This window comes from Dermabacter sp., assembly GCF_032550575.1.
Lineage (GTDB): Bacteria > Actinomycetota > Actinomycetes > Actinomycetales > Dermabacteraceae > Dermabacter > Dermabacter hominis.
On record NZ_JAWFZC010000012.1, the window covers coordinates 1 to 23,705 of the forward strand.

Genomic DNA, 23,705 nt, shown 5'->3' on the forward strand with positions numbered 1-23,705 from the left:
AACAACCAAGAAACACCACACGCACCCACCAGCAACAACCAGCAAGCACCCGCCACATTCCTCCGGGGCAACGAGGAAAAACACTACGCCCCACACCACCCCTACGCAAACCACACACCCCAACTCGTGGCCCACACCATAAAACAACCCAAAAAGCCGCTCATTTGACTCGGTTTTAGGGCCTTAGGTCACATAAAAGACGGGGACTACGAGCCGGCCGCCCGTAGTCCCCGCGGGTTTACCAAGGGGTTCTTCGTCGCTACGCCTTCTTCTCGTTGGCCGCGCCCGGAAGGTTCACCTCGGCGATGTCACTTGCCAGGCGGCCACGGAAGTCCTCCCCCGTGGCGTAGGACGTCTGAGTGCCGTGCCGCGTCACGGAGTCGGAGGCATACAGGCGCGCCATGCGCATGGCATATTCGATGTCTCCGGTTTCAACCCAGTAGTGGGAGAAGCACCCGATGAATGCATCACCCGCACCCGTGGTGTCGACTGCACCAACCGCACGCCCGTCAACGTAGGTCGAGCCGCCCTCGTGCACCCACACGGCACCCTTTCGGCCGAGGGTCACGATCACGTTGCGAATACCGACGTTGAGGAGCACCTGAGCAGCCTTCAGCACATCGTCCATGTCGTCGACGGGCATACCTGACAGGAGCGAAAGCTCCGTTTCGTTCGGCACGACGAACTCGGCCCCACGGATCTTGTCGAGGCGCAGCTCGGGGGATGCCGGTGCGGGGTTGACGAGAACGGGGATTCCGAGTTCGTTACCGAGCTCGATCGTGGAGTACACGGTCTCCAGCTCGATCTCGAGCTGAAGCATGATGAGGCTGCACTTCGCAATGTCCTCGCGTGCATTCTCCACGTCTTGCGGGGTCAGGTGCGCGTTCGCCCCTTTGACGATGATGATCGAGTTTTTCGAATCAGGATCAACGAAGATTGGGGCCACGCCACTCGTCGCCTCGGTCGTGAGCACGTGGGTGGTGTCGATGCCGTTGTCCTGGAAATTCCGGATCGTGTTCTCGGCAAAGATGTCGTTGCCGACCCTCGTCACCATGGTGACGTTCGAGCCGAGCCGCGAGCACGCAACGGCTTGATTGGCACCTTTACCGCCGCACCCCATTGTGAAGTTCGGGGCTTCGACGGTTTCGCCCTCGGCAGGCATGCGGTCGATGTACGAGATGAGGTCAACCATGTTCGACCCCACGACAGCGATGCTCACGACAGTTCTCCTTCGTCAAGTGTTTCGTTCTCGGCAAGTAGCCCGGTCCTCACGCAGAATTCGCGCGTTTGTCCGGCTTCCAGTTGGATGAGCGTCCCCTGGGCCTGTGCCGCCTTGAAGCCTTCCGGGCGAGACGTGCCGGGGAGCACGAAGGCGGCGACCTTCTGATCAGGATTATGGAGGATCCACCGCGTGGCCGTGGAAAACTCCTCGCTCGAAAATTCCGTCGCGAACCGAGGCCCGGAGGGCAATGCCAGTTCGCAGTACACACGTTCGCCGTATTGCGCGAGGTCGTCAGCGAAGTACACGATCTCTGGATCGAAGGCTTCGGCGCCGTGCAAGGAGTCTGCGTCGACGTCCCCTCGCGTGATGCTGGCGTTAATGGCCTCCCATGCCGGGGTCGGTGTCACGTGTGCGGGAACCGTGGACCTCAGCTTGAAGGCGCCCTCGGGGAGGTTTTGCGACATCTGCCCCTCCGGCACGAAGGCGTAGTTCATGTGGCACATGTACTGGAGAGGCATCGGTTGGTACGCAGACAGGTTCGTGACAGCCATGCCGATGTCGAAGATCGCGCTGTCCTTTCGCAGTGTCACGCGAGGCTCCGCCCGGTAGTGATGCCCAAAACCTTTGACGTATTCGCCGACGGAGACGAGCGAGAGAGCGTCGTCGTCAATGTCCAGGCGGGCACTCGCCATCGGCAGGCACGGGAATTCTCCGTGCAGCGGATGGTCGTCCTCGGGGCTCGGGCACCCGTTAGCGAGCAGGCCGGAGTGGAAAGCGAAGCACCCGTAGGTGTCCACGATCTCGCGTGCCGGCATGGGCTGCTCGAACATGTTGGTCATCGTGAGGTCGATGCCGTCGAACTCGGCTCCCCAGATGATCTGGCCCATGAACGGCAGGATCTCCAGCGAGCCTCGCGAGTTTCGAAGGGTGATGGAGGCGATGCCGTTCGGGTAGCGGAATGCTTCTACGGTGAACGACTCGTTCGCGCAGAGGGTGTGCGGACTCTGCGGAAACTGCGCCTCGCTGAGCGGGATTGTCAGGGTCATTTCGTTGCCTCCGTCGTGAGCAATTCCTTGTGGGAAGACCTGTACTGCGCAACAAAGTAGATGAAGATCGCGAGGAAGCACACGAAGTTCACGATGAAGCTGAAGCGCATGGAGCCCGTCGAATCGGAAATGAAGCCTTGGACGACGGGAATAACCGCGCCGCCGATGATCGACATGACGATGATGGCGCCGCCCGTTTCGGTGAAGCGCTTGTCTTTGATCGTGTCGAGGTTTCGTGCGTAGATCGTTGCCCAGCCCGGGCCGAGGAGTGCGGAGGCGACGATCGCTGCGTAGACGCTCGTGAAGTTCGGCGCGAGAACGATGTAGAGGATCGTGATCATGCCGAGGCCCGAGTAGATGAGCAGCACGACGTCCTCGTTGATTTTGGTCATGAGGACGTTGGCGATGATCTTGCCGATGAAGAAGGCGATAAAGGTGGCGATCAAGTAGTTCGCGGCGGTCTTCTCATTGAGCGAGTGGTCGAGATTGAGCGCGAGTCGAATCGTGAACGACCACAGAGCGGTCTGCATGCCAACGTAGAAGAACTGGGTGATGATGCCGCCGATGAACATCTTGTTCTTCACCAGGTAGGCGAGTGTTTCGCCGATGGAAGCTTCGGCCTCTTTCGCGTCGCTATTGAGCGGTTTGCAGTGCGGGTACTGCGTGATCGCAATAAGCACGACGAGGACGACGAGGATCGCGAGGATGATCTTGTAGGGGCCGAGGGTTCGACCGAGTGCGGCTTCGGTGATCTCCATACGCGCGGCTTCGGAGCCTGCGGCGGCGATGCGGTTGTGGAGAGCATCTCCGTCTTCAAAGACGAGGAACTTGCCCATGACGGCGCCCGACAGGAACCCCAGCGCGGTGAAGGTCTGGGAGATGTTGAGGCGAAGCGTCGCGTGCTTTCTATCGCCAATGAGCGAGGAATAGGTGTTGGCGAACGTCTCCAGGAAGGAAAGGCCGATGGCGATCGCGAACAGCGAGGCAAGGAACACGGTGTATGTCGCCATCGTCGACGCGGGGAAGAAGAGCATGCAACCCGCGATGTACACCGTGAGGCCGATGAGGAGGCCGGTCTTGTACGAGGTGCGTCGAATGACGCGAGAAGCGGGAATCGCGATGACGAAGTAGCCGCCGTAGAACGCCGACTGCACGAATGCCGAGGCAACGTCCGAAAGGTCGAAGACGGCTTTGAATTGCGTAATCAGGATGTCGTTCATGCTCGCCGCGGCGCCCCACATAGGGAAGCAGATCGACAGCAGAATGAATTGGAAGATTGGGGTTTTCGTCAGATACCCGTCGCGCAGCTGTCGGGTCGGATCTTTGATGAGCCCCCAGCTCGTGTTAGGAATCCCCTGGTCGACGTTCGTCGTCTGTGGTGAAGTCATCGGTGACCTCCTCTTTCGTCAATTGTGGTGTGTTAGTTGCCCTGCGCGGTCAGGAGAGCGGCGCCTGCGGAGGATCCGATGCGTGTTGCGCCCGCGGCGACCATCGCGTCGAGGTCTGCCGCTGTGCGAATGCCGCCTGAGGCCTTGACGCCCATGTCGGGTCCGACGGTCTCGCGCATGAGTTGAACCGCGTGGGTGGTTGCTCCCCCGCCCGCGAATCCCGTTGAGGTCTTGACGAAGTCGGCGCCGGCAGCGCGCGCGGCGGTGCACGCCGCGACGATCTCGTCGTCCTCGAGGACGCATGTTTCAAGGATGACTTTGACGATTCGCCCCTGAGCCGCCTCGACGACTGCGCGAATGTCGTTCTCGACCGCGGCCCAGTCGTGGGCTTTTGCGGATGCGAGGTTCATGACCATGTCGATCTCGTCAGCCCCGTCGTCGACTGCGGTGCGAGTTTCGTAGGCCTTCACGGCGCTCGTGTGAGCGCCCGAGGGGAAGCCAACGACTGTGCACACGTGCACGTCACTCCCCTCGACCAGGCTCGCTGCTTGTGCAACGTAGGTGGGGCTCACGCATACCGAGTAGAAGCGGTTATCGCGCGCATCGCGGCAGAGAGCCTCGATTTCGTCAGGCGTTGCCGTGGGGGCCAGGAGAGTGTGGTCCACAATCTGGTTCGGTGTAGTCATGCTCACTCCTTTGTGTGAAGAGAGCACTAGGTTAGGGACGCGCGCGCACCGTTCGGGAGGCTGAATTGGCACATTTGTGCCATTAAGGCTCGGCGATTGGCGAATCTGCGCGGGTTCGCTGACGGTCCTCGCTCATGCGCACAAGATCGTGTGCCGTGTCGACGTCGGTCACGAGGTGGTTCGCGTACCTGTTGGCGAGGATCGCATCCATGGCGGCAACCTTGTCAGGCCCACAGGCCACGAGGACTTTCTGCTCGACGTTGCGGAGCGTTGCTAGCGGGAGACCCGAGGTTCGCTGATTGACGATCGGCTCGCATATCCGCGCATCGGCATCGATGAAGTGGCCGCATATGTGCCCAACGGACGTACACTCGATCCGCGCACGTTCGTCTTCACTCAGCGTGTCCGGCTGGCGCGCCATGAGTGCGTGCGCGCTGCTGGTGCTAAACACGGTGATGCGGCACGCGTTCTGGGCGGCGCGCACCGCCCTCGCCTCGGGGGTGCGCTCACTCTCGAGCTTGTCACTGAGGCTCGAGTAAATGTGCGGGGTGCGCGCGGCCACGGTCTCCCACCCGAGCTCCCGTTCAATGTGCTCGCGGGCGGATTCCCACGCCGCGAGGTCGTGCGCCGAATCGTCGCTGCCGTTGAGCCCCACGATTCTCACGCCCCGGGTTGCCGTGCGCCGGAACCCGCGCGCAACTTCGCACGTCGTCTGCGACCACCACATCCCGAGAGTGTCGGAGACCTGCACGAGCCCTTCGAGGAGTTCGGCACCCGCGTCACCGAGTGCATGGCGTTTATCCATGGGACCGCGGCCCACCGGCACCACGAGGCGCAGGCTCGAGAGATCGTAGGCGGCGTTGAGCGCTCCGTACAGTTCCGTGTCCATTTCCCTTGGATCTCGAATCACCGTACGAACGAGCCCCTTGCGTCGGGCAGTCGAGAGAAGCTTCGACACGGTCGCGCGATTAACGAAAAGACGCTCGGCGACTTCGGCTTGCGAAAGTCCCGAATAGTAGAGCTTGGCCGCATCGAGGGCGAGTCGATCCCTCACGGTCAAACCGTGACGATCGGTTCTGGCCATTTCTCGCCACCTCGTTGTCGCGCACGAGCCGCCGCTCGCACTCCGGGCCGGAAGAACAAACGAGCCGCAACCCCAAAGCTTGAGGCTACGGCTCGTTTTCGTGGCGGTAGCGGCGGGATTTGAACCCGCGGTACGGGGTTGCCGTACACAACATTTCGAGTGTTGCACCTTCGGCCGCTCGGACACGCTACCGCGAAACACTTTACCGATTCGTCGCCTGGCGTCAAAGTTGAGGCTACCTGGTGGGAGGCAGGTCACGTGACAGGCGGGAGAAACGACTCGCGAAGCGGACACCGAAGGAGCACGAGCGCAAGGCCCTCGGTACGCAGCTCGGAACGCGCAGGTCCGACGGCTGAGGCCCCTATAAGGTTGTGCCTATGACTGACAACACTTTCATGAAGCCGCCGGTACCGGCGAAGAAGCCCATCGAGCGCACGCATCACGGCGACACGGTCGTCGATAACTTTGACTGGCTGCGCGACAAGGAAAACCAGGAGGTCCTCGACCATCTGAACGCCGAAAACGCCTACGCTGATCAGATCCTCGAGCCGCTTCACCCGCTCCGCGATCAGATCGTCGCGGAGATCAAGAACCACACGCAGGAGACCGATAGCTCGGTTCCGTTTCGCGATGGGGACTACTGGTACATCTCGCGCACGCGAGAGGGCGACAACTACCCGCGCTTTAGCCGCATCGCCCTCGCGGATAGCCCCGAGCGTCCCGTCATCGATGCCGAAAACGACGAACTGCTTCCCGGCGAGCACGTGTATCTCGATGCACAAGCACTCTCGGAGGGCACGGAGTTTTTCCAGCTCGGCGGCATCACCCTCAACGACGAATCGAACCGCCTCGCCTACAGCGTGGATACTTCTGGCGGCGAGGTGTATGCGCTTCGCATCGTGGACCTCGCTTCGGGCGACGTGATCGACGATTCCGTCAAGGACGTTGCCTACGGTCTCGCGTTCTCCCTCGACGGCTCGGAAATCGTCTACGCCAAGAATGATGAAGCCTGGCGTCAGTGTGAAATCTGGGTCCACGAGATTGGCAAGCCAGCGTCGGAAGACCGCCTTCTTTTCCGCGAGGACGACGAGAAATTCACCACCTACGCGGGCGCGAGCCGCAACCGCAAGGCTCTCATCATCGAGACGGCCTCACGCGTCACCGGCGAGGCCCTCGTGACCTCCCTTGAAAGCCCGATTCAGGAACCGCGCTCGGTCGCGGGTCGCGTCGAAGGCGTCGAGTACTCGGTCGAGCACGCGGACGATCACTACCTCGTCATTCACAACCGCGACCACAAGGGCTTCGCGCTTGCGCGCCAGGAGCTCGACGCGAGCGGCGCCGAGGCGCAAGAAACCTGGCGCGAGATCCTCGCCCCCGCAGAGGGCGAGCGCATCGAGGGGGCCGACGCTTTCGAGAGCCACGTGGCGATCACGATGCGCGCAGCGGGTCTCCCGACCGTCCGTGTACTGCAGCGCGATCAGGTGAGCGGCGATCAAAGTGCCGAGAGCAGCACGGGTTGGGACACTGCCTCCGCTTTTGACATTTCGCACGGCGGCGAACTCGATGCCGTCTACCTCGCGCACAATCGCAATTGGGACGAGGAGACGATCCGCTACACGCTCGACTCGATGCTCACGCCTACGACCGTCGCGCAGATTCCCGCATCGGGTGGCGAACCGGAGATCCTCAAGGAAACCCCTGTACCGAACTTCGATCGCACGAAGTACGTAGAAAAGCGCCTGTGGGCGACGGCCCACGACGGCACGAAGATCCCGATCTCGCTCATGGCACGCGCCGATATTGAGCCCGACGGCACGAACCCCGGTTTCCTTTACGGCTACGGAAGCTACGAAGTCCCCACGGATCCGATGCTTTCGGTGTATTGGCTGAGCCTCATGGACCGCGGCGTTGTTGTCGCGATCGCGCACATTCGCGGCGGAGGCGAGATGGGCCGCGAGTGGTACGAGAACGGCAAGAAGCTCGCGAAGAAGAACACGTTCAGTGACTTTGTGGAATCGGCGCAGTTCCTCGCGAGCGAAGGCTGGTTCGACAAGAACCGCATCGCAGCAAATGGCGGAAGCGCGGGCGGCCTGCTCATGGGCGCGGTCGCGAACCTCTCCCCCGAAACGTTCCGCGTGATCGTCGCAGGCGTGCCGTTCGTCGATGCGCTCACGACGATCCTCGACCCGAGCCTCCCGCTCACCGTCGGCGAGTGGGAAGAATGGGGCAACCCGCTCGAGGATCCCGAGGTGTATCAGTACATGAAGGAGTACACGCCGTACGAGAACATCCAGGGCGTGCAGTACCCGGCGATCCTCGCGACGACGAGCCTCAATGACATCCGCGTGTTTTATGTCGAGCCCGCGAAGTGGGTTGCGCGCCTTCGCGAGGAAACCCGCAACTACGAGGGCGGAGAGGCGATTCCCGCGCGCCCGATCCTCTTCAAGTGCGAGATGGTCGCCGGCCACGGCGGGCGCTCGGGGCGCTACGCCAAGTGGGAGCAGCGCGCCGAGGAATACGCCTTCGTACTCGATCAGCTCGGGGCGACCGAACTGGTCTAACGCCCTCTTAGAAAGCGGGGATGACGGAGCCGTCGGTGTAGGTCTTCTCGATGAAGGCCTTCACCTCGGCCGAGTGCAGGAGCTCTTCGAGCTTCTTGAGATGCTCGTTACCGTCATCCTCGCTTCGCCATACGAGGAGGTTCGCGTAGGGGCTGTCTTCCCCTGGCTCCAGGAAAAGCGAATCCTTGTTGGGCTTCAACCCCGCCTCGAGCGCGAAGTTTCCGTTGATGACGGCCGCGGCGAAGTCACCGAGCGAACGGGGAATCTGACCGCCCTCGAGCTCGGTGAACTTGAGGTTCTTGGGGTTCTCCTTGACATCCTCGGGCTTGACGAGAGCGTCCTCGGGGGCGTCACCGAGCGAGATGAGCCCCGCCGATTCGAGAAGCCTCAGACCACGCGCGGTGTTCGCGGGATCGCTGTTGAGCGCGATCTCGCCGCCCTCGGCGATCTCTTCGACGCTCTTCGCCTTCTCCGAGTACAGGCCAAGAGGCTCGATGTGCACGCCCTTGCCGGCCGTGAACTTGTAGCCGTTTTCTTCAATCTCGTTCTTGAGGAAGTTCGGGGTCTGGTAGAAGTTCGCGTCGGTGTCGCCCGCCTCGAGGTCCTTGTTCGGCAGGATGTAGTCGGTGTATTCGACGATCTCGATGTCGAGCCCAGCGTCTTTCGCGAGCTCGTCCTTCACAAACTGAAGAATCTCGGCGTGAGGAACGGGGGAGGCTCCGACCTTGAGCACGGAGTTGGGGCCCGATTCACCCTTCTCCCCACCGGTGCCCGGGGAGTTCGACACGCATGCGCTCAGCAAGCCAATGCCCGCGAGTCCGGCGGCGGAGGTGAGGAGGGTGCGGCGGTTGAGGTTCGTCATGATGGTCTCCTTAGATGATCTCGTGTGGCACTAGCCTGCCCCGGGCGACGTACCTGGCGCGAGAAATGTGACGTTTCGTGACAACAACGTGCGTGGCGGGATCGGTTGGGCGGGTCCGACGTCGGACTGCCCCGCAGTGAACCCGCGTGCGCCTAGCCCTTAGCTCGGTGATCGACCGCCCGGGACGCCCAGTCCCCCACGACTTGAACGATCACAACGAGGATGACGAGGACGACGACGGTCGTGATCATGACCGTGTCGTTGTAGCTCAAGTACCCCTTGCGGAAGGCCAGGTCACCGAGGCCACCGGCGCCGACGGTGCCCGCCATCGCGGTGTAGCCGACCACGCCAATCGTTGTCGTGGTGATGCCGGCGATGATGCCGGGAAGCGCTTCAGCGAGCAGCACATGCCGGATCACCTGGAATCCGCTGGCTCCCATCATCTCGACTGCCTCGAGCTTGCCGGCCGGGATTTCCCTGAGCGCGGTTTCAACGAGTCGCGCGAGGAAGGGAACGGCGGCGATCGTGAGGGAGATGATGGCGGCGTTTGGCCCCGTTCCTCGCCCGACGATCGCCTTCGCGAGTGGCAGGAGGGCGATGATGAGGATGACGAAGGGGAAGCTGCGCAGCACGTTCACGATGAAGCCGAGCACCTGATAGGCGAGTCGGGCAACGCGGCCGTGGGCACGCGAGAGTTCAAAAAGGCCGATCCCCAGGGGAATGCCGATGACGATGCTCAGTGCCATGGTCCACGCGACCATGTAGATCGTGAGACCCGTGTTGATCCACAGCGAGTTATTCGTGCTCGTCGAGGTAAAGATCGGGTCGGAGAAAAACTCCTGGAACCACTGGGTCACGGCTGCACCTCCGCGGCGACGATGTTGTTGTCTGCGCAGTCCTTCACAAACTTGGCGAAGCCCGGCGCACTGATGGGACTGTTATCGGCATTGCGGAGCGCAAGCTGCACGCGACCGATCTGCTGCCCCTGGATGGTTTCGATCGACGCGGCGACGACCTCGGCGAGGGCGTCGTGCTCCTCGGTGAAGCGCACGATGTCGTTCACGTTGTTGACGACCGGCGATTTTCCGTAGTCCAGGTTGACGATCTTCGCATCGACACCCGTGGGTGCCGGCGGGAGCGGAATGAGCTCTTTGGCGAGTCGGCCGAAGGGGTCGGAGGCGACGTCGAGGAGCGTGCCAGTCTGCACGATCGCGCCGTCCTCGAGGAGAGTCACGTGGTCGCAGATTTCGCGTACCGCGCTCATCTCGTGGGTGATGAGGAGGACCGTGATGCCGAGGCGGCGGTTGAGGTTCTTGATGAGCGCAAGAATCTGCCTGGTCGTTCCTGGATCGAGTGCGCTCGTGGGTTCGTCGCACAGCAGCACCTGGGGTCGTGCCGCGAGGCCGCGTGCGATACCGACGCGCTGAATCTGCCCGCCGGAGAGCTGAGATGGGTAGTTGTTTTCGCGGCCCTCGAGTCCCACGAGAGTGACGAGCTCCGCGACGCGTTCGCGAATCTCGGCGCGCGGCCAGCCGGCGATCTCGAGGGGGTGCGCGATATTGCGTGCGGCCGTGCGCGAATCCAGCAGGTTCGCGTGCTGAAAGACCATGCCGATCTTCCGTCGGGCCGTTCGCAGCTGAGGACCGTTGAGCGCGGCGATGTCGGTGTCGCCGATCCGAACGGTCCCGCTCGTGGGCTTTTCGAGCCCCGTGAGGCAGCGAATCAGCGTCGATTTACCAGCGCCGGAGCGGCCGACGATGCCGTGGATCTCGCCTTCGGCGACATTCAGTGAGATGCCGTCGAGGGCGCGAACCTCGGCACCGCCGGTTCCGGGGAAGACTTTCGTAAGGCCGTCAAGTGTGATCACGCGCTCCAGTATCCGTGAAACGCGGCACGAAGGCAGATGTCAGTTCATGAAAGGACACACAGTTCACACGTGCCGGCCTTGGCCGGGGCGCGCAGACGCCTACTGGCCCTGGGGCGGCTGCTGCTGACCCTGCGGGTCGTGCTGCCCGTAGCCGTAGGCCTGTTCGGGCGTGAACCCGGGCGCCTGCGGAGCACTCGGCTGCTGGACATACTGCGGAGCCTGGTTCTGCTGCGAATAACCCTGATGCGGAGCACTCGGCTGACCCTGCTGGTAACCCTGCCCGCTCGGCTGCTGACCGTACTGCGGAGCCGGATTCTGCTGCGAATAGCCTTGCTGCGGAGCAGTCGACTGGCCCTGCTGGTAACCCTGCTGCGGGGTGCTGGTCTGGCCCTGCTGGGCCTGTTGCCCGAAGTTCTGCGCCTGGTTCTGCACGTTCGTCGCGAGGGCAGCGAAGTCAACCTTTTTCTGCTGTACCTCGGTTGCGGGATACTCCTCGTTCGCACCGTGCTGCTTGTGCACAAAACCGCCCACGACGGCGGGCACAAACGCTGAGTAGAACGGGGCGATAAAGCGGGAAATGACCTCGATCAGGATGCCCACGATTGCGGCGATGAACGGCGTCGCGAGGCTCACGCCCGCGTGCGCTTCGCCCTCGAAGTTCGCGAGGCCTGCGGATTCAAGCACGTCGCGTGCGCCGCTCGCGTCGTAGCTCGAGTTGAGGGTCGCGAAAATGATGCCGATGACGCTCAGCACGAAGAACATCGCGGGAAGTGCGGCCCACGAGGTCACGGTCGCGAGTGTGTTGCCCTGCACGCGGTGACGGGACTTCGCCCACACGCCAGCGAACACGAACATCAGGAGGAAAACGAACGGGATCGCGGGGACGATCATCCACCAGTGAGGGAGGGTGAACACCGAAACCATGTCGCCATCCTGGCTAATCAGGAGTCCAGCGTAGGGACCCAGACCGAAGGCGTAGTTCACTGGCGAGAAGGTCGCGAGGCCGAAGTAGGTGAAGAGCACCGTCAAGAGCGTTGCCGGGAGGGTGAGGACGAGCATCACGAGCATCTTGAGGCTGTCACCGAAGTGCCCCTCATTGATGGCGGCAATGAGCACAACGGCCACGGCGCACACGAGGCCAACGATGGCGGCTGTCGCGGCGTAGAGGAGTGCGAGCTTTGCCGCATCGAGGCATTCGCTCACGAGCGGCCACTTCTTCGGGAGGGCGCGAACGCTATAGCGACCCGCGACGAGCGCAAGGGTGAGAAGCACGAGAATTGCGAGGAACGGAAGGATGCCCGCGGCGTGCACGCTCATGTTCATCTCGTACTTCACGCCGTAGCTGTCGGCCTTCTCGCTCGCGCGCACGGCAAGCGCCCATGTGAGGAGGGTGGAAATGGTGGCCACGAGGAAGCTCGAGGCCGCCGCCTGGACCCAGATCGCAACTGCGCCTTCGTTCGGCTTGCGCTTCGCGATGAATCGACCCGCGAAGAAAGCGCCGCCGAGTACAGCCGCAAGAACGAGGAAGGGCACGAGCCCCAGACTCGAATACAGGGAGAAGGCCGCGTCTTCCTCCCCACCCAGGTTCCCCTTCACGGTGACGTGGCTCGTGTACGAGCCGAGGAATGCCATCGAAACTACCTGGAAGGGCGCGCCGAGGATATAGAGAAACTCTGGCGTGTCCGGCTTTATCTCACCGGCGACGGCCATTCCTGCGGGGCCGCCCTTCGGGTCAGGAATAATGCTCGGCGTGTCCAGCACCATCGAGCCGAGGAGAGGAAGCCCCACGACGATCGCGGCAACGATAAGCCCCGCCGCGTACGAGGCGAAAGCTGCGCCGAGCGTCGGCAACGGGTTGCCGATGAACGATGCGACCTGGCCAAACTGTTTGCCGGGATGAGGAGCCTGCTGGCTGGACTGACCTTGCCGGTTCTGCGGGGACTGCTGGAACTGCCCGTTGGGCGGGAAACTCTGCGAAGCCTGCTGGCTCTGCGGGAAGCCTTGCGGGGCACCCTGCGGGGTGTACTGAGGCTGCTGGCCCTGCCCGCCTTGCTGGAATTGGGGCGCCTGGTACTGGGGCGCTTGGCCAGAGCCCTGGTGGGCGTTCGGCGCCGGCGGGGCCGACGGTGCCGAAGGCGGAAGATCGGAGTTGGCGCTTGGACCGGAACCCTGAGACGGTCCCTGGTGCGGAGTGTTCGTCATGTCATGTCCTTGCTCGTGGGCGCACACGCACGGTCACCGCGCGTCTGTAACGTGCATCATCGTACGGGACTTTCTACCCTGCGCGCAGCCCCTTGCGCCGCTCGCGCAGGTCGCGGAAGAAGCCGCGCAGCATCTGTGCGCATTCAATCTCGCGCACGCCAGTCGTGAGCCGCACGCGATGGTTGAGCCGTTCCTCGCGAACGAGATCGTAGAGCGATCCGGCAGCCCCGGCTTTCGGATCCATTGCGCCGACGACGAGGTGCTCGATACGTGCGAGGACAATCGCTCCCGCGCACATCGTGCAAGGTTCGAGGGTGACGGCGAGCGTGCAGCCGGTCAGGTTCCAGCGGCCGCGAACGCGGGCTGCTTCGCGCAGAGCGAGGATTTCGGCGTGCGCGGTTGGGTCTTCGTCCGCTTCCCGACGGTTGCCGGCGCTCGCAATGAGCCTTCCCTCTTCGTCGTACACGGCTGCGCCGATGGGAATGTCACGGCGCGGCGGCGTTGAGGCGGCGCGCGCTTCGTCGATCGCGGGCTGCATGAGCTGGTCCAATTCGGGAACCGGGTGTGTCATGCTCGCCTCGCTTTCAGTCTCGGGCCCTGGGGCCGCGGCGGATCGGCTCTCATCGTAATAGGCTGGCCTCATGCGCGTATTGAACATTGACCACCCGCTCGTTGCCCACAAACTCACCGTCCTCCGCGACAAGAACACCCCGAGTTCCGTTTTCCGCCAGCTCGCCGACGAGCTCGTCACTCTCCTCGCTTACGAGGCGACGCGCAATGTCGCCGTCGCACCCGCTGAGGTCGAGACGCCGGTCGCGACGACGATCGGCAGTAAGCTCACGGATCCAAAGCCCATGGTCGTGCCGATTCTCCGCGCGGGCCTCGGCATGCTCGATGGCATCACTCGCCTGCTGCCGACGGCCGAGGTGGGCTTCCTCGGCATGGTGCGCAACGATGAAACTCTCGAAGTCACCACGTACGCGAACCGCCTTCCCGACGACCTTACGGGCCGCCAGTGCTTCGTCGTCGACCCGATGCTCGCGACGGGCCACACCCTGATCGCGTCCGTGAACTACCTTCTCGAAAAGGGCGCGCGCGACATCACGTGTGTCACTCTCCTCTCGGCACCCGAGGGCATTGAGACCATGGAGCGCGAGCTCGACAAGAGCGCCAACATCACGGTCGTGACAGCGGCGATCGACGAAAAGCTCAACGAGAAGAACTACATCGTTCCCGGTCTTGGGGACGCGGGCGATCGACTCTTCGGGGTCGTCGACTAGGCCTCGCATTTTCCTTCCGCACGGCGCCGGCGCGGCGCGCGTTCACATGTGCTTCCTCCACCGAAGTGTTTCAGTATGTGAACGCCCACTTGCGCCGGCGCCATTCGTGTTTCACACTGGTGGCATGAATCTCCATGCCGCATCGAGCATCAGCGAGGGGACCGCTTCGGTCTCCCGTTTCATGATGCGCGGCATGATGATGGACATGGCGATGTCCATGATGCAGGGTCAGCCGCGCCTCTAAGCGCACTGCGGAAAGCCGGCTGACAGGAGCCGGCCACTGGGCGTGGGCTCCAGGTGCCCACCGGGAGCACGCCTCGCACGCGAGTTCATCTCACTCCCCCGCGAGATCCCGGATTCCCATTCTTTTCGCGCCGCGCGGCGCCGCATCCTGGAGAATCGCCATGACAGTTGCTGTTGATCGCCCCCTAACATCCACCTCGACCCGCACGGTGAGTATCACGCTCACCGTTGACCTGCCCGCCTCGAGCGACCCTCGTGAAGCGACGCTGCTCGCAGATTCGCTCCGCTCCCACGCCCTCACGCTCGCGACTGCCAAGGGTGGAACCGCGCGCGTTCAGGTGACGTCGGAATCTTCGCCTCGCCCCACCCGCTTCACGGCCGTGCCGGGCCAGAGCGCGAGCGCCTCCATCCCGCCGCGCCCCGCCGGCAAACCTCAGGCTCTCCGCCCGCGCAAGGCCGGGGTCGTGTCGCCGAATGCTCCCGCCCGCCGCGATGCCGAGGCCGCGCGGCTGCGCCTGATCCAGTCGCGCCTCGTCAGCCCGGTGAGCGCGCCCGGGCCCGTGAGCGCACTTAGCCCGGCGAGCCCTTCGCTTCCCGGGGGCGCTGCTGGCGCTCTTCCCGCTCAGCCGTCTCTTGTGATCGACCTCTATGGCCGACGCGTCAGGATCGACGGTGAGGATGTGGACCTCACTCATCGCGAGTTCGAACTGCTCGCGCATCTTGCACGCAATGCTCGCTGCATCGTTTCGCGCGGCGAACTCATGAGCGAGGTGTGGAGCTCGGCGGGCAGCGATGCGGGCGAACGCACAGTTGACGTGCATATTCGCCGAGTGCGCAACAAGCTTGGCCGCTACCGGAAGCTCATTTCGACGGTGCGAGGCTCGGGTTACAGGCTTGAGCTTGGGAGCGACGTTGCGCTGCTCGGCGCGAGGTAGCGGGAGCGCGGGGCGCATCGATTAACACACGAACGGACCGGAGCGCGCACAAATGGGGCTCACGGTCCGTTCGCTGGCTCCGCGGGACAAAGGGGGGAGGTCCCTGCGGAGCGGCGATCGGGTTCGGGGGAACATCCGATCGCCAGGCCGCACGCGCAAGGGGGTGAGCGCTGTGCGGCGGCTATATTCCGGCATATGTGCCGTGCTTGTGCCGCACCTGCGGCACCGGGGTGCCGCGGAGCGGGCAACGCCGGTACTCCAACTCTAAAACACTTTGCGGCAAATGTGAACCTCGTTAGTCCCTCCACATTCGAGTACTATCCACGGGCGGATTGGGGGCCGGCATCCACGTGCCATCCACCGTTTAAGGTCGGGCCGTTACGATGGGGAGCCAGGGCGCTCAACCGTCCTTGTCAGCATCCCCCATTTCCAGCGAGGACCTTCATGATTGCTCACGCACGTATCGTTTCGGCGAAGGACGCCACGATTCAGTTCGCCGATCGCGCCGAACGCATCGAAGGCGAGAGCAGGAACGAGGTGCGCACTGCGATCAAGCACGCCTTCGTCGCGGAAGCGCGAAAGCAGGGATCACCGATCGACGTCGTCATTTTCGACGGCCCGGCGACCCACAATCTTCGCGTCGAGCCCAATGGCCGGATCCAGCCACGCGAGGCGGATTCTCGGCCGCTTTACGCCTCAAGCGCGGCAATGCCTGCCGCTTCGGGCCAAAAGCGCGGGCGCCATTCGGCGCTGAGCGCCACGAGCCCGGCTTCCGGGAACGCCCCGCGACCCGCGAGCGCCTCCTCCCCCGGCTCCGCGAGCGCGGCCTCTGCTGCGGCCCTCGCCGACCTGCAAAAGCGGCTCGCGGCCGCCGAGGAGCGCCCGGCCGCCGATTCGATGTCCTCTCCCGAGGCCCTCAATGGCACGCGTCGCGCAGGTGGCGACGAGCTCACACCCTCCTCGACGGCACAACCGCACGAGCCCGTTGTGGCACCGAAGCGCGAGCTTCCCAAGGACGATCTGCCGACGCTCGATGACCTGCGTGCGGGCAACGACGCCCACCGCAAACCGGTCGCCACGCGAGGCTTCAACAAGTTCGTCCGCCAGGCCACCTTCGGTCTCATTAAGCCCGGCCCGGGGCGCGCGGAGCGCCGCGAACTCGATCAGATCGAGCGGATCCGCAAGCGGCTCGACGCGCCGAAGAACATCGCGGTCGTGAACCTCAAGGGCGGCGCCCACAAGACCACGAGCGTGCTCATGCTCGCAGCGACCCTCGGCATGTTCCGCGGCGGCAGCGTGCTCGCATGGGATAACAACGAGACGCGCGGCACCCTGGGCTGGCGAGGCATCCCGAGCGACCACCACCTCACGGCGCTCGACCTTCTCAATAACCTCGACCACTTCGCGGGCACGGATGCGCGCGTTGCCGATCTCGACAAGTACGTGCGCCCGCAAGGCGACATGAACTTCGACATCCTCGCCTCTGATGAGGATCCGGGATCGGCGGCCTCGATCGATGGTGATGCGTTCAATCGCCTCAACGACACGCTCTCGCGCTTCTACCGCATCAAGGTCGTGGATACGGGCAACAATGTTCGCGCCTCGAACTGGCTGGCCGCCGTGGAGGGCGCCGATCAGCTCGTGATCGTCTCGACGGTGCGCGAGGACACCTTCAACGCCGCTGCGTGGATGATCGATGAACTTCGCATGACGGGCCACAAGAAGCAGGTCGAGAAGGCGGTCACGATCCTGTCGCACTCCTCGCGCGGGAAGATCGACCGCGTGCTCCGCAAACGCCTGCTGCATCACTTCGGCGCGCACACTCGTGCCGTGCTTGAGGTTCCGTTCGAGCCGCACTTCGTGGATGGCGGAAGCCTCGAGTGGGGCAAGCTCTCGAAGGAGACACGTCAGGCGTGGATGAACGCAACCGCGACGGTCGCCGACGGGCTCTGAGCACCACCGCAGCTTCGCACGCGACGCGCGAGGCTGCCCTCCACTCGTGCACGCTCCACCTCCACGCTGATGCCTCGCTCGGCGTGAGCCTGTGGGCCCACACGACCGACTCCGAGCGCCGCGCGAGCATCCTCGACGCACTCGAGCCCGCCCTCACCGCGCTCTCTCCCGAAGGCACGCGGCCCGCTGCGCTCGCGCCACTTGGGTCGTGGCTCGCGCGGCCCATGCGTCACGTGATCGAGGTCGACTTTCGCGGCCGCCGCAGGAGGGTGCGCACGCTCGCGCTCGAGAGCACGCACCTCGCCGAACTCACCACGGCTCTGCGCGCGCGCATCGCCCACCTCGCACGCACCTCGGCTACGCCGCGCGATGCGAGCGAAAACGGGATCACGCAGCTGATGAGCGAACTCGCCAAGGCAGTTCGCCCCCTCGATCTTGGTGAGGGGATCCTTCTCGCCCCCGAGACGCTCGCCGTCCTCAATCTCGATTCGCACGCGCGCCGAATCGTCGAGCGGCGCGACATCGTCCCCGGCCCTGAAAGCGCGCACGACACTTCTCGCGTGCGATGGCGCCTCGCCCCCGGTCTCGCGGTGGGCACCTCCCCCGCTCACCCCGCGCTCGAACACCTCGTTGACGCCCACGCGCGCGTGGCCTTCACGCGCCTGCGCACGGAACACGAACGGGCGGGAAAGCTCCCGGGCGCCGAGGAACTCGCGGGGCTCGACCCCGTGGGCGCGGCGCTCCTCGATGCTCTCGACGGCAGCGACGCGCTTCTTGCGCTCGACACCGTCAACGATCGCCGCGTGCGAAAAGCTCTCGATGATTTCGTCCAATCGGCGCTCAGCGGCGTCCTCTTGAGCGAGAGGCAGCCACGCCTCACGGTGCGCGTGCGCGAGGCGCAAAAGAACGGGTACGACGCTGGCTCGGCGACCGTCGGACTCCGCGTGTATTCCACGGCCGCCCGCTGGCAGGTCGAGGTGTGCCTCGCGGAAACCTCGGGGCGCGTGCACCTGCTTGGGGAGCTCGTGAACGCGGGCGACCTCACGAGCGTGGGCGCACTCGAGCACGCCTCCCACGTGCGCCGCCTTTCTCCGACGCTTGCAAAGACCCACGCCGAGCCTGGAGGGCTCACGTGGAACCTCTCCACAAAGGAGCTTTCGCGCTTCCTCACCGAGGACGCGAACGTGCTCGAAACCGAGGGCATCGTGGTCATGCTTCCGCGCGAATGGACGAAGCAGCCCGTGAGCGTGGTCGCGAAGGTGGCGACGCCGCAGGAGGATCCCGAGAATCGCCCCACAAAGTCGGTGGGACTCTCGGGTGCCATGGCGTCGTTTGAGTTCTCGGTCGCCGTCGGGGAATCGATGCTGAGCCCCGAAGAGCTCGAGGAACTCCTCGAAGAGCAGCGCGAACTGGTGAACATCCGAGGGCAGTGGGTGCGCCTCGATTCCTCGACGCTCCGTGCCGCGACGGCCTTCCTCGCGGGCGCCCGCCGCGCCGCCGCGGTGCAACCGCGCGAGGACGGACACGAGAAACTCTCCGACGTTCAGTTCCGAGGCCTGCTCGCGCACGAAGACCTGAGCGATCTGAATCTGCGCGTCGAGGCCACGAGCACCAATGGCGACGAACTACTCTTCGGTGCCGATAAAGTCTCCGTACCGGCCCTGCCCGCGCCGCGTACGCTCAAGGCGACGCTCCGCCCCTATCAAAAGCGCGGCCTCGATTGGCTCACGTTCCTCGACTCTCGCGGCCTCGGCGGGATCCTCGCCGACGACATGGGCCTCGGCAAAACGATGCAGGTCCTCGCGTTCCTCGCGCGCGAACGCGAGAAGCTCCCCCAGATCGGGCCCACGCTTCTCGTGTGCCCCATGTCGGTCCTCGGGAGCTGGCAGCGCGAGGCCGAGCGCTGGCTCCCCAGCCTCGACGTCCACATCCACCACGGCCCCGATCGACTCCACGGCGAGGCCTTCCGCGAGCGCGCTCGCGCTTCCCACCTCACCCTCACGACCTACGCGCTCGTCGCACGCGACTTCGATGACCTCGCCTCCGCGAAGTTCCACCGCGTGATCCTCGACGAGGCGCAACACGTCAAGAATCACGACACCGGCGTCACGCAGGCCGTCAAGGCCCTGCCCGAGGGGCGGCGGCTTGCTCTCACGGGCACACCCGTCGAGAACGACCTCACGGACCTCCACTCGATCCTCTCGATCACCACACCCGGGCTTCTCCCGAGCGAAGCGGCCTTCAGAGAGCGATTCGTCAAGCCGATCAACGAGGGCAACCGGGCCGCGCAGGAACGCTTGAGTCTTGTGACGCGTCCCTTCATCCTGCGGCGCGTCAAGACGGATCGAAGCATCATCTCGGATCTTCCCGACAAGCGCGAAGAGCGCGAGCTGGTCAATATCACCGAGGAACAGGCCGGACTCTACAAGGCGCTCGTCGAGGACATGACGAAAGAGCTCGACCAGCTCGCGAAAGTTTCTGACCCTCTCGCCCGCGACCGCCGGCGCCGCACGATCGTGAGCACCACGATCATGAAAATGAAGCAGGTCCTCGGGCATCCCGCGCATTTTCTCGGCGACGGCTCGCCCCTCCTGGATGCCTCTGGCGAGCACAGAAGCGGAAAGCTTGAGCGGCTCGACACGATCCTCGAATCTGTCGTCGCGAGCGGCGAGAAGGCACTCATTTTCACGCAGTTCACGGCGTTTGCCCCCACGATGCTCGAGCATTGGAACAACACGTTCGGGATTCGCGTGCCGTTCCTCCACGGCGGAATCTCGAAGGCGGAACGCGACGAGATGGTGCGCGAGTTCCAGAACTCCCCCGGCACCCCGGGGGCGATGCTCCTTTCGCTCCGCGCAGGCGGCACCGGCATCACTCTCACGGCCGCGAATCACGTGATCCACCTGGATCGTTGGTGGAATCCTGCCGTCGAAAACCAGGCCACCGACCGCGCCTTCCGCATCGGCCAAACCCGGGACGTTTCCGTCCACAAGCTCATCTCGATCGGAACGATCGAGGAGAAGATCGACGATGTGCTGCGCACCAAGCTCGAGCTCGCTGAACACACCGTCCGCTCCGGCGAAGGCTGGCTCACGGAACTCAGCAATGAGAAACTCGCCGAGATCGTCTCCCTCGGCGACGCGCGGAAGGACAGACGCTCATGAGCATCGAGATGACGTCGAAACGCGGCGCGATCGGCGAAAGCTTCCTCGCGACCGAGTTTCTCGCACGCGCCGAGGTGCAGCTCGGCCGCACGCGGCTCGCGGCCGGTAAGCGCCTCGCGCGCGCGGGCGCCGTCCAATGGCTCGACGTGACGCCCGGGCACGTGAAGGCAGAGGTCTCCGCCGCGATTGACGGCACGCTCACCCATCCGCAACTCGACTTCGGGCCGCGCCTGCCTCACGACATCGAGGCCCTCGCCGCGCGCGCCAAGCGCGACCCGCACGAGGTTCTCGCCGTGCTCGCGGGCACCTACGACAACGCCGACGAACGCACCCTCGATCGCGAAGGCCTCTCCCTCCTCCCGAGCGCGGAGTTGCCCCTGTCCTTCGGCTGCACGTGCCTGCGCTGGCCCGACGTGTGCGAGCACGTGTGGGCGCTCGCCGTCGCCTTCACCGAGCACATCGACCGGGCGCCGGCGGATTACCTTGCCCTTCTGGGGTTGGACGTGGAGAGGCTTCACCTCACGAAAGCAGCGTCCGACGCTCCCCCGGCAACCGTCGGACCCGAACCGCACGTGGAGACCCGCACCCGTTTTGATCCCGCGCGGCTCGAATCCGGGATACTGGTGAGAGCAATGGGCGAAGAGGCAGCGGCTCTCGTGGCCGCGTTCTACGCTGAAGCACAAAGAGGCGGCGACGTGCCGCGCACCGAGACGAAAGGACGGGGCCAGGGCGATGGCTCACGAGCTGACACAGGAGACGATTGACGCCGTCGCGGCGATTTTTGACAAGGCTGTCGCGGAGCACCGCATGGCGGGCGTCGCGTGGGGCATTGCGTCGGGCGGTGAGGTGCTCGCCTCGGGTGGTGCGGGCTCGAGCGCGCTCGCGGGCGGCGACAGGGCCGAGGAGGCATTCACGCCTCGTGTCGATTCAATCTCGCGCATTGCGTCGATGACGAAGTCGTTCACGGCCGCGACGATCCTCGCGCTTCGTGACGAGGGCAAGCTGCGCCTCGATGACCCGATCGCCACCTACGTTCCTGCCGCCGCACACATCGGATCCTTTAGCGAGGATTCCCCCGCCCTCACACTTCGTCACGCTCTCACGATGTCGGCCGGCTTCGTGACGGATAACCCGTGGGGTGACCGGCAGGAGTCGATGAGCACCGACGAGTTCGATGAATACATCGCCGGCGGCCTCTCGCTCATCGCCGAACCCGGCTGCGGATTCGAATACTCCAATACCGGTTTTGTGCTCCTTGGACGCGTGATCGACGAGGTCACGGGCGTGAGCTTCCGCGACGAGATCCGTCGCCGCTTCATCGATCCTCTCGGGATGAAGGACACGGTGTTCTCGCTCGCGGAGATGACCGATGACCAGCGCTCGCGCGTGCTCACGGGTCACCGCGTGGGCGACGGGGAGGGCGCGAAGCGGTTCGAAGACGTCGATTTTGACACTCCCGGCGCCTTCGGCGCGATGGCGGGGCTCTTCTCAACCGTCGCCGACGTCGCGAAGTGGACGGCGTTCCTCGCCGAGGTGGGCGTGCATGGCGCCGACGGCATCAGCGACGACTCGCGCGCGATGCTCTCGCCGGCTTCGCGCCGCGAGATGCAGGAGATTCACCGCATCCAAGAGTGGCCGGTTCTCGAGGATGGAAACGGTTTCGGTCGCGTTCGCGGCTACGGTTACGGGCTCGTCGTCGAGAAATTCCCGAAGCTCGGCGATGTCATCTCCCACTCCGGTGGATACCCGGGCTACGGCTCGTACATGGTGTGGCTGCGCGGCACGGGCCTGACCGTGATCGCCCTCGCGAACTCCAAGTACGCGCCCGCGATCCCCTGCTCCCTCGACGCGCTCGAGGCGATCCGCACCCACCAGGCCGAACTCGTCGACGCTCCGAAGCGTGAACTCGCGCCCACCACGCGCGACGCCCTCGAGAAGGCTCTCGCGTGGCTGCGCGACGTCGAGCTCGAAGGCCAGCCGACGACCCTCGTGCCGAGTGGCTCGGCGCGCACCGTGCTCGCGAACCGCGCCGAGCAGGGAGTGAGCGAGGAAAGCGACCCGCTTCTCGCGCTGTTTGCGACCAACATGGATCAGGACGTCTCGCGCGCTGAACGCGTGCGTCTGCGTGACGCGGCCCTGCGGATCGCCGGTCTCGGCCGCGCCGACCTCACGCTCGAGAAGGCTGCAAGCCTGAAGGTTCTTTCACCGTTCCAAGCGGTGTGCACGTTCGAGGGCGAAAGCGGGAAGGTCCTCATCGACCTGCTCATGGATCCGCGCAAGAACTCCCAGATCCAGGCGCTCAACATCAAGGGCGAATCGAAGGACAAGGGCGAGGCCTCGGGCGCCGCACCCATCGGAATCTGAGCCTCATGCCGCACATCCACCTCGAGGTGAGCGACCTCGATGCCGCCCTGGTCGACGACCTCGACTGGGGCGGCACGATCCTCACGATCGGCGGGCACGAGCAGTCTCACGTCAATCCCGCCGATCCGCGAGAGATCCGCTACGAGTACTTGAGGCGCATCGCGAACGTTCTCGACGAAGGATTCGAGACGGGCGCGCCGATCAGCATTCTCCACCTCGGCGCGGGTGCGCTCACACTCGCGCGGTACGTGCAGGCCACGCGCCCGGGAAGCATGCAGCTCGCGGTCGACATCGAACCCCGCCTCGTCACGTTCGTGCTCGAGAACCTGCCTCTTCCAGCGGGCACGCGCCTCGAGCACCGCGTGGGCGATGCCCTCGCACAGGTGCGCGCACTCTCGCAGGAGCACGCGGGCTCCGCCTCCGCCTCCAGCGGCGAGGTCCGACGGTTCCACGCCGCCGTCCTCGATGTATTCAGCGGGAAGGAGACCGCGCCCCATCTCGCCACGAGCGAGTTCTACGGCGCTGTTCTCGACATTCTTGAGGGGGATGCGGGCACACCAGGGGTTCTCCTCGTCAACATTGGAGACGACGAACCCCAGCGCTTTCTCGACTCACAAGCGCGTGAGCTCAATGCCGCGTGCGCTGAGCGGGATTACCCCGAGCCGTGGATCCTCACTGATGCTCACGTCGCGCACTCCCGTGCGACGGGCAACTCGATTCTCGTGGCAGGCCCCCTTACGGCTCGCGAGGATTTTATGCAGATTGCCTCGCGCGTGCGGGCCTCTGGACCTCATCCCGCTGTCGTGGAGCCGTGGCGCGACGTCCTCGGCGCTTAGCTCCGCCGCGCT

General features: G+C 64.5%; 18 protein-coding genes and 1 tRNA gene. 8 read left to right on the forward strand and 11 right to left on the reverse strand.

Annotated features, from left to right (window positions below; translation table 11 throughout):
- Window positions 1-259 precede the first annotated feature (259 nt).
- The 6 genes from rbsK to E6X30_RS09925 all read right to left on the reverse strand — a co-directional run bounded on the left by rbsK (window position 260) and on the right by E6X30_RS09925 (window position 5,618).
- Window positions 260-1,219, reverse strand: coding sequence for a ribokinase (rbsK, locus tag E6X30_RS09900; RefSeq protein WP_016663710.1), 960 nt, complete (start codon window positions 1,217-1,219; stop codon window positions 260-262).
- On the reverse strand, window positions 1,216-2,268 hold the full coding sequence (locus E6X30_RS09905; protein WP_016663709.1) for an aldose 1-epimerase family protein: 1,053 nt from the start codon (window positions 2,266-2,268) through the stop codon (window positions 1,216-1,218). The genes rbsK and E6X30_RS09905 overlap by 4 nt, the downstream gene beginning before the upstream one ends.
- On the reverse strand, window positions 2,265-3,656 hold the full coding sequence (gene fucP, locus E6X30_RS09910; protein ID WP_316336164.1) for an L-fucose:H+ symporter permease: 1,392 nt from the start codon (window positions 3,654-3,656) through the stop codon (window positions 2,265-2,267). Before fucP ends, E6X30_RS09905 begins: the two co-directional genes overlap by 4 nt.
- Before the next feature lie 32 nt (window positions 3,657-3,688).
- A complete protein-coding gene (gene deoC, locus E6X30_RS09915) occupies window positions 3,689-4,342 on the reverse strand; it encodes a deoxyribose-phosphate aldolase (RefSeq protein WP_070435414.1) in 654 nt (217 codons plus the stop codon).
- A gap of 82 nt (window positions 4,343-4,424) precedes the next feature.
- Window positions 4,425-5,426: a sugar-binding transcriptional regulator gene (locus E6X30_RS09920; RefSeq protein WP_070435425.1), complete on the reverse strand. Its 1,002-nt coding sequence runs from the start codon at window positions 5,424-5,426 to the stop codon at window positions 4,425-4,427.
- Window positions 5,427-5,527: 101 nt separating this feature from the next.
- Window positions 5,528-5,618 (reverse strand) — tRNA-Ser (locus tag E6X30_RS09925).
- Between the two features lie 185 nt (window positions 5,619-5,803).
- On the opposite strand from E6X30_RS09925, the gene E6X30_RS09930 reads away from it, so the two are divergent.
- Window positions 5,804-7,987, forward strand: a complete 2,184-nt coding sequence (locus tag E6X30_RS09930) for a S9 family peptidase (RefSeq protein WP_316336165.1) — start codon at window positions 5,804-5,806, stop codon at window positions 7,985-7,987.
- A gap of 7 nt (window positions 7,988-7,994) precedes the next feature.
- On the opposite strand, the gene E6X30_RS09935 is transcribed toward E6X30_RS09930, so the two are convergent.
- From E6X30_RS09935 to E6X30_RS09955, 5 genes are all read right to left on the reverse strand, one after another.
- Window positions 7,995-8,849, reverse strand: a complete 855-nt coding sequence (locus E6X30_RS09935) for a MetQ/NlpA family ABC transporter substrate-binding protein (protein WP_081976413.1) — start codon at window positions 8,847-8,849, stop codon at window positions 7,995-7,997.
- Window positions 8,850-9,001: 152 nt separating this feature from the next.
- Complete coding sequence (locus tag E6X30_RS09940; RefSeq protein ID WP_316336166.1) at window positions 9,002-9,706, reverse strand: methionine ABC transporter permease; 705 nt, start codon at window positions 9,704-9,706, stop codon at window positions 9,002-9,004.
- The gene (locus E6X30_RS09945) at window positions 9,703-10,716 is read right to left on the reverse strand and encodes a methionine ABC transporter ATP-binding protein (protein ID WP_016663702.1); all 1,014 of its coding nucleotides are present in this window, start codon (window positions 10,714-10,716) and stop codon (window positions 9,703-9,705) included. Before E6X30_RS09945 ends, E6X30_RS09940 begins: the two co-directional genes overlap by 4 nt.
- A 99-nt stretch (window positions 10,717-10,815) precedes the next feature.
- Entirely contained in the window at window positions 10,816-12,918 is a 2,103-nt protein-coding gene (locus E6X30_RS09950; protein ID WP_070435416.1) for a hypothetical protein, read from the reverse strand.
- A gap of 73 nt (window positions 12,919-12,991) precedes the next feature.
- Window positions 12,992-13,489 (reverse strand): nucleoside deaminase, encoded by a 498-nt coding sequence (locus E6X30_RS09955; RefSeq protein ID WP_070435417.1) that lies wholly within the window; start codon window positions 13,487-13,489, stop codon window positions 12,992-12,994.
- 70 nt (window positions 13,490-13,559) lie between these two features.
- Here E6X30_RS09955 and upp point away from each other — a divergent pair, with 70 nt between their 5' ends.
- From upp to E6X30_RS09990, 7 genes are all read left to right on the forward strand, one after another.
- Window positions 13,560-14,198: a uracil phosphoribosyltransferase gene (gene upp, locus E6X30_RS09960; protein WP_016663699.1), complete on the forward strand. Its 639-nt coding sequence runs from the start codon at window positions 13,560-13,562 to the stop codon at window positions 14,196-14,198.
- Between the two features lie 404 nt (window positions 14,199-14,602).
- Window positions 14,603-15,376, forward strand: coding sequence for a winged helix-turn-helix domain-containing protein (locus E6X30_RS09965; protein WP_034371591.1), 774 nt, complete (start codon window positions 14,603-14,605; stop codon window positions 15,374-15,376).
- 444 nt (window positions 15,377-15,820) lie between these two features.
- Window positions 15,821-17,329, forward strand: coding sequence for a chromosome partitioning protein (locus tag E6X30_RS09970; RefSeq protein ID WP_259894011.1), 1,509 nt, complete (start codon window positions 15,821-15,823; stop codon window positions 17,327-17,329).
- Complete coding sequence (locus E6X30_RS09975) at window positions 17,290-20,493, forward strand: SNF2-related protein (protein ID WP_316336168.1); 3,204 nt, start codon at window positions 17,290-17,292, stop codon at window positions 20,491-20,493. The genes E6X30_RS09970 and E6X30_RS09975 overlap by 40 nt, the downstream gene beginning before the upstream one ends.
- On the forward strand, window positions 20,490-21,257 hold the full coding sequence (locus E6X30_RS09980) for a hypothetical protein (RefSeq protein ID WP_070457887.1): 768 nt from the start codon (window positions 20,490-20,492) through the stop codon (window positions 21,255-21,257). The genes E6X30_RS09975 and E6X30_RS09980 overlap by 4 nt, the downstream gene beginning before the upstream one ends.
- Entirely contained in the window at window positions 21,226-22,857 is a 1,632-nt protein-coding gene (locus E6X30_RS09985; protein WP_316336169.1) for a serine hydrolase domain-containing protein, read from the forward strand. Before E6X30_RS09980 ends, E6X30_RS09985 begins: the two co-directional genes overlap by 32 nt.
- A 5-nt stretch (window positions 22,858-22,862) precedes the next feature.
- On the forward strand, window positions 22,863-23,693 hold the full coding sequence (locus tag E6X30_RS09990) for a spermidine synthase (RefSeq protein WP_316336170.1): 831 nt from the start codon (window positions 22,863-22,865) through the stop codon (window positions 23,691-23,693).
- Window positions 23,694-23,705 lie beyond the last annotated feature (12 nt).

Coding starts and splice junctions, on each gene's coding strand:
- E6X30_RS09905 (WP_016663709.1), bottom strand. CDS start 2,268: ATGACCCTGACAATCCCGCTCAGCGAGGCGCAGTTTCCGCAGAGTCCG.
- fucP (WP_316336164.1), bottom strand. CDS start 3,656: ATGACTTCACCACAGACGACGAACGTCGACCAGGGGATTCCTAACACG.
- deoC (WP_070435414.1), bottom strand. CDS start 4,342: ATGACTACACCGAACCAGATTGTGGACCACACTCTCCTGGCCCCCACG.
- E6X30_RS09920 (WP_070435425.1), bottom strand. CDS start 5,426: ATGGCCAGAACCGATCGTCACGGTTTGACCGTGAGGGATCGACTCGCC.
- E6X30_RS09930 (WP_316336165.1), top strand. CDS start 5,804: ATGACTGACAACACTTTCATGAAGCCGCCGGTACCGGCGAAGAAGCCC.
- E6X30_RS09935 (WP_081976413.1), bottom strand. CDS start 8,849: ATGACGAACCTCAACCGCCGCACCCTCCTCACCTCCGCCGCCGGACTC.
- E6X30_RS09950 (WP_070435416.1), bottom strand. CDS start 12,918: ATGACGAACACTCCGCACCAGGGACCGTCTCAGGGTTCCGGTCCAAGC.
- E6X30_RS09955 (WP_070435417.1), bottom strand. CDS start 13,489: ATGACACACCCGGTTCCCGAATTGGACCAGCTCATGCAGCCCGCGATC.
- upp (WP_016663699.1), top strand. CDS start 13,560: ATGCGCGTATTGAACATTGACCACCCGCTCGTTGCCCACAAACTCACC.
- E6X30_RS09965 (WP_034371591.1), top strand. CDS start 14,603: ATGACAGTTGCTGTTGATCGCCCCCTAACATCCACCTCGACCCGCACG.
- E6X30_RS09970 (WP_259894011.1), top strand. CDS start 15,821: ATGATTGCTCACGCACGTATCGTTTCGGCGAAGGACGCCACGATTCAG.
- E6X30_RS09980 (WP_070457887.1), top strand. CDS start 20,490: ATGAGCATCGAGATGACGTCGAAACGCGGCGCGATCGGCGAAAGCTTC.
- E6X30_RS09985 (WP_316336169.1), top strand. CDS start 21,226: ATGGCTCACGAGCTGACACAGGAGACGATTGACGCCGTCGCGGCGATT.
- E6X30_RS09990 (WP_316336170.1), top strand. CDS start 22,863: ATGCCGCACATCCACCTCGAGGTGAGCGACCTCGATGCCGCCCTGGTC.